The organism is Tianweitania sp. (assembly GCF_032053605.1).
Lineage (GTDB): Bacteria > Pseudomonadota > Alphaproteobacteria > Rhizobiales > Rhizobiaceae > Tianweitania.
In genome coordinates this window covers 1-5,393 of record NZ_DAMBUH010000095.1, presented here as the reverse complement: position 1 = coordinate 5,393, position 5,393 = coordinate 1, and the positions used below count along the sequence as shown (strand labels likewise).

Here is a 5,393-nt window from a genome sequence, read left to right as displayed (position 1 = left end):
AGTTGCAGGAATGGGTAAGGCTGTTTGTAGAGCTCGGGGCAGCCATAGGCAGGATAAACCTCGATCGCCTGAACACCCGGCAATGCCGCGCGCCACTGCTTGAAGTCGTAACTCGGCGCTTGGCTCGCATGCGCCTGAACGCTGTGCAGCAAGGAGCGGATATCGGCAGCTTGGACAACAACGAGGCCGATCAGGAGAAAGGGCGTCCAACGCCGTTGGCTCTCCGCCAATGCTGCCACGGCGAGCGCCATCAACAGCAAGCCGACCGGCCAGAAGAACCGCCCCGAAGCGCGAAAGGTTTCCGTCAGCAATGTCGCAGGATACGGGATTTTATAGCTCAAGAGCTTCCATTCGCCGATCCAGATGCGACTGGACAGCGCGTAGAACACGAAGCCGATGATGATGCAGGCGAGCGCGGGATGCTCGCGCAGAAAAGCGCCTATGCTTCGCCACGAGATGGCGCCCGCCGCGACGATCGCGATTAGGACGCCGAGGCCGAGATAGTTGAAGCCTTCATATTGGCCGCCTGTGGCGTCGGGCACGACACAAGCCAGAACGTCACCGCCGCAAAACGGCGCGAGCCCGTTCATGGAATAGATGTCGAACCCGCCGCCGAGGTTAGACGCGTTCCCTAGATAACCCATGACGAAGGCGAGCAGCACGAGGAAGAGGAGGCTCGCCGCCAGACCAAGCAACGGCCTCAACCACATGCGCGTACGCCAGATCCTGTCGACCGTCTCGGCTGCCTGGACCGGCAGGATCATGGCCAGCAGATACGGATGGACGAGCAAGGCTGCACTTGTGGTCATGGTGAAGAGAAGCGTGGCTTTGAAAACAGACCAATCGCGAGCGCGAAAATAGTGACCGAGCGCGAGCAGGATTAGCCAATGCGTGCCGAGCGCAGTATGTTCGATGCGCATCAGATTTGCCGGCCACAGCAGCGCGAACCCGGCCGCGGCGAGGGCGCTGATAGCATCCCGCGCACCGAGGGCGCGTACGAGGTAAACGGCGGTCAGCGCTTGACCGAACCTCAAGCCGACATGCCAAAGCCCGAGATAATGAAACCCTTCCGGCAGCAGGCCGGCAAAGGGCTTAAAGACAAGTGCGGCCAGCGGAATGCTGTCGGTCATGAATATCGGCAAACCTTCCGGTGGCGCGAACCTCTGCGTGAAGAGAAGCGGGAAGCGCCACTCGTCGGCGGCGAACAACAACCATCCGCTGACATGCTGTGGCGAATCACCTTGATCGAACGAGCCACTTGTGCCGAGCACGAAGGCGACGGGATAAAGGTACGCGACCAAGGCGAGTGCGAGCAGTGCCGCCAGCCCGTAGGCTGCTGGTGGTCCTAGTCGGACATGAAAGCGTTGCGGCAACATGTGGTTGTAAGTGTCTCGATGAAACGCCCAATGGTTGTGTCTCAGCGAGGACGGTTTGGGAAGCCATCGCGGCAAAGGTTTGAGGCCGCTGACTTTTCCCGGCAGCGGCTCGCGGCGCCGTTTTAACCAAGCCGGATAGATCAAGCGTCCCCGTTATCCACACTCTTTTGATCAATATCTTGTGCCGGCTATTTGCGGGAAACGAATCGTTGACCGTGCCCCAGCAGGGGGTGCTTAATGGCTCATGCGCTCCTGTTGAGAGTGCGGCCGGCCTTGTTTGTCGCTGGCCTCCAGGTCTGAAACCGCTGGATCATCGGGAGCAGTGCAACAACCGCGCAGAGCGTGGCGGAGGGGCGGTTCGTGTGCCGCAAAGAACCGCCAGCCTCTCAAATTTACGCTTCCGAAACACTATATCTTGTAGATGAGTGACATTGCTGCACTAGATGCGGCGGACGGGGCGGGATAGAAGCCAGCCCACTAGATCGATGAGGTCGCAAGACTCAGGGTCGATCAATCGAGTTTCAGTAGTGTGCGCGGCTGCAAAAGCCGCGTTGGGTGGGATGGACCGGCAGGATGCTGGTTCGAGATCAAAGGGTGGCCTTCACACGCCGCGGCACCGAGCCGGGCACGAGGCCCCAGATATAGACGACGACGTCGAAGGGACGAACCATGCGCATCGCACGGCATTTCACCAAGCCCGGCCAGTCCGCTTATGCGGAGATCGAGTTCCGCAAGGCGCTTTCGGAAATCAAGAATCCCGACGGTTCGATCGTGTTCCGCCTGGACGACATCGACGTGCCTGCCCAGTTCTCCCAGGTCGCTGCCGACATTCTGGCGCAGAAATATTTCCGCAAGGCCGGCGTTCCGGCTCGCCTGAAGAAGGTCGAGGAAAACGACGTTCCTTCCTTCTTGTGGCGCTCGGTTGCCGATCTCGACGCCCTGGCTGAACTGCCGGAAGACGAGCGCTATGGCTCCGAGACCGACGCGCGCCAGGTCTTCGATCGTCTGGCCGGCACCTGGACCTATTGGGGCTGGAAGGGCCGCTATTTCGCGTCGGAAGAAGACGCTTCGGCCTTCCGCGACGAACTCGCTTACATGCTCGCCACCCAGCGCGTCGCGCCGAACAGCCCGCAGTGGTTCAACACCGGCCTGCATTGGGCCTATGGCATCGATGGTCCGGGGCAGGGCCATTATTACATGGACCCGTTCACAGGTAAGCTGACCAAGTCGAAGTCCTCCTACGAACACCCTCAGCCGCATGCCTGCTTCATCCAGTCCGTGGGTGACGACCTCGTTAACGAGGGCGGCATCATGGATCTGTGGGTGCGTGAAGCCCGTCTGTTCAAATACGGTTCGGGCACGGGCTCGAACTTCTCGCATCTGCGCGGCGAAGGCGAGCGTCTGTCGGGCGGCGGCAAGTCGTCGGGGCTGATGTCCTTCCTCAAGATCGGCGATCGTGCGGCCGGAGCCATCAAGTCGGGCGGCACCACGCGCCGTGCGGCCAAGATGGTCGTGGTCGATGCCGACCATCCGGATATCGAAGCCTATATCGACTGGAAGGTGAACGAGGAGCAGAAGGTCGCGGCTCTCGTCACCGGCTCCAAGATCGTCAAGCGTCACCTCGACGCCATCGTCAAGGCCTGCGTCAACTGCGAAGGTCCGGAAGGCGATTGCTTCGATCCAGCCAAGAACCCCGCGCTCAAGCGCGAGATCAAGGCCGCCAAGAAGAACGCGGTGCCGGAAAACTACGTCAAGCGCGTGATCCAGATGGCGCGCCAAGGCCAGACCGCGATCGACTTCAAGACCTTCGACACCGACTGGGACTCGGAAGCCTACCTCACCGTTTCAGGCCAGAACTCGAACAACTCGGTTTCGCTCAAGGACGACTTCCTGCGCGCAGTCGAAAATGACGGTCAGTGGAACCTGATCCGCCGTACCGACGGCAAGGTTCACAAGAGCCTGAAGGCGCGCGACCTGTGGGAAAAGATCGGCTACGCCGCCTGGGCGTCGGCTGATCCGGGTCTGCACTTCAACTCGACGATGAACGACTGGCACACCTCGCCGGCTGCGGGCCCGATCCGCGCCTCGAACCCGTGCTCGGAATACATGTTCCTCGACGACACCGCCTGCAATCTCGCCTCGATCAACCTGCTGACCTATCGCAACAGCGACGGCACGATCGCGGTTCAGGCCTATGAGCACACTGTACGTTTGTGGACGATGGTGCTCGAAATCTCCGTCATGATGGCGCAGTTCCCGTCCAAGGAAATCGCCCGTCTGTCCTACGAGTACCGCACGCTGGGCCTCGGCTTCGCCAATATCGGCGGTTTGCTGATGACTTCCGGCATCCCTTATGACTCGGCGGAAGGCCGCGCGATCTGTGCTTCGCTCACCTCGATCATGACCGGCGTCGCCTATGAGACCTCGGCCGAGATGGCGCGCGAACTCGGCGCGTTCCCGGATTACGTCCGTAACCGCGAAGCCATGCTGCGCGTCATGCGCAATCATCGCCGCGCCGCTTACGGCGAGACCACCGGCTATGAGAAGCTGTCGGTGAACCCGGTTCCGCTGGTGGCATCGGACCTCAAGCAGACCGAACTGGCCGAGCGTGCCCGCGATGCCTGGGACCGCGCCATTGCGCTCGGTGAGTTCCACGGATACCGCAATGCCCAGGCAACGGTTGTCGCGCCCACCGGCACGATCGGCCTCGTCATGGATTGCGACACCACCGGCATCGAGCCCGACTTCGCGCTGGTGAAGTTCAAGAAGCTCGCCGGCGGCGGTTACTTCAAGATCATCAACCGCGCCGTACCGGAAGCCCTGCGCACCCTCGGCTATTCCGAGAGCCAGATTGCCGAGATCGAGGCCTATGCCGTCGGCCACGGCAACCTGAACCAGGCGCCGGGTGTGAACCCGTCGACGCTCAAGGCCAAGGGCTTCACCGACGAGAAGATCGCGGCCGTCAATGCCGCGCTCAAGTCGGCCTTCGACATCAAGTTCGTGTTCAACAAGTGGACGCTGGGCGAAGACTTCTGCAAGGAAGCGCTCGGCTTCACGGACGAGCAGCTCAACGACTTCTCGTTCGAGATGCTGCCGGCCCTCGGCTTCCCGCGCAAGGAGATCGAAGCCGCCAACGTCCATGTTTGCGGTGCGATGACGCTCGAGGGCGCGCCCTTCCTCAAGGACGAACACCTCGCTGTGTTCGATTGCGCCAATCCCTGCGGCAAGATCGGCAAGCGTTATCTCAGCGTGGAATCCCACATCCGCATGATGGCGGCTGCCCAGCCGTTCATTTCGGGTGCGATCTCCAAGACGATCAACATGCCGAACGATGCGACGGTGGACGACGCCAAGAGCGCCTACATGCTGTCGTGGAAACTGGCCCTCAAGGCCAACGCGCTGTACCGCGATGGGTCCAAGCTCAGCCAGCCGCTCAACGCATCGCTGATCTCGGATGATGAGGACGAGGCGGAAGAGCAGATCGAAGCACTGCTGCAGGCACCTGCCGCTGCCCAGGCAACGCAGGTCACCGAAAAGATCGTCGAGCGCATCGTCGAGAAGCTGGTACGCGACCGCGAAAAGATGCCGAACCGCCGTCAGGGCTACACCCAGAAGGCGGTCATCGGCGGCCACAAGGTCTATGTTCACACCGGCGAATATGGCGATGGTCGCCTCGGCGAGATCTTCATCGACATGCACAAGGAGGGCGCTGCCTTCCGTGCGATGATGAACAACTTCGCCATCGCGATCTCGATCGGCCTGCAATATGGCGTGCCGCTGGAAGAATTCGTGGAGGCCTTCACCTTCACGCGCTTCGAGCCGGCCGGCATGGTGCAGGGCAACGATGCCATCAAGAACGCGACCTCGATCCTCGATTACGTGTTCCGCGAGCTGGCGATTTCCTATCTCGGCCGCAACGACCTTGCGCATGTCGACGTGTCGGATTTTTCCAACACCACGCTCGGCAAGGGCATCAACGAAGGCAAGGCATCGCCTTATTCCCGCGGCCTGATGCGC

At 61.2% G+C, this 5,393-nt stretch carries 2 protein-coding genes; one reads left to right on the top strand and one right to left on the bottom strand.

Features of this window, described 5'->3' with window-relative positions:
• A partial coding sequence (locus tag RTX98_RS16665) for a DUF6311 domain-containing protein (RefSeq protein ID WP_312797945.1) occupies positions 1-1,376 on the bottom strand: 1,376 nt, incomplete at its 3' end.
• Between the two features lie 669 nt (positions 1,377-2,045).
• Between RTX98_RS16665 and RTX98_RS16660 the strand changes: the two genes are divergently transcribed.
• On the top strand, positions 2,046-5,393 hold a 3,348-nt coding region (locus RTX98_RS16660; protein WP_312797944.1), incomplete at its 3' end, for a vitamin B12-dependent ribonucleotide reductase.